Origin of the sequence: Sphingobacterium sp. UBA7253 (assembly GCF_002472745.1) — a bacterium.
GTDB classification, from domain to species: domain Bacteria; phylum Bacteroidota; class Bacteroidia; order Sphingobacteriales; family Sphingobacteriaceae; genus Sphingobacterium; species Sphingobacterium siyangense.
Genome location: NZ_DKSP01000133.1, coordinates 22,059 through 22,473, shown reverse-complemented (window position 1 = coordinate 22,473; position 415 = coordinate 22,059). Strand labels below are relative to the sequence as shown.

At 34.9% G+C, this 415-nt stretch carries 1 protein-coding gene; it reads left to right on the top strand.

The annotated features are described in order from the left end of the window. Positions 1–103: 103 nt before the first annotated feature. Positions 104–415: hypothetical protein (locus B2X72_RS13710; RefSeq protein WP_286849968.1), on the top strand; the 312-nt coding region annotated here is incomplete at its 3' end.

Genomic DNA, 415 nt, shown 5'->3' with positions numbered 1-415 from the left:
GCTTCTTTCGTTTAAGTACTTTCCTTGTGAAGCATCTCGCCTTTTCTAGAACTCCCGTATCTAGGTTTTTTGTATATTGCTGTAAATATTACTTACTGGCCATATGAGAAATTGTTTGATCATCGTCTGCCTTCTCTTGTTTAATTTGAGATTAGGTATTTGCCAAGATGGGCAGAATTACATTTTTGTTTCTTATGAAAACTATCTTCCAACCCCCAAGATAGGTATTATTGATTTTTATAGGCAGTTAAATGAAAAGTGGAAAGGGAATTGGCCTAATCTCAATTATGAAGCTCATGTTGGATTCGAGGTTTATAAGGATAGCACTGTCAAAGTTGTTTCCAGCAATATTGGGTATGTGGATAAAACTGAGGAAATGAATCATAAATTTTCTTCCATATCAAAGTGGATACCG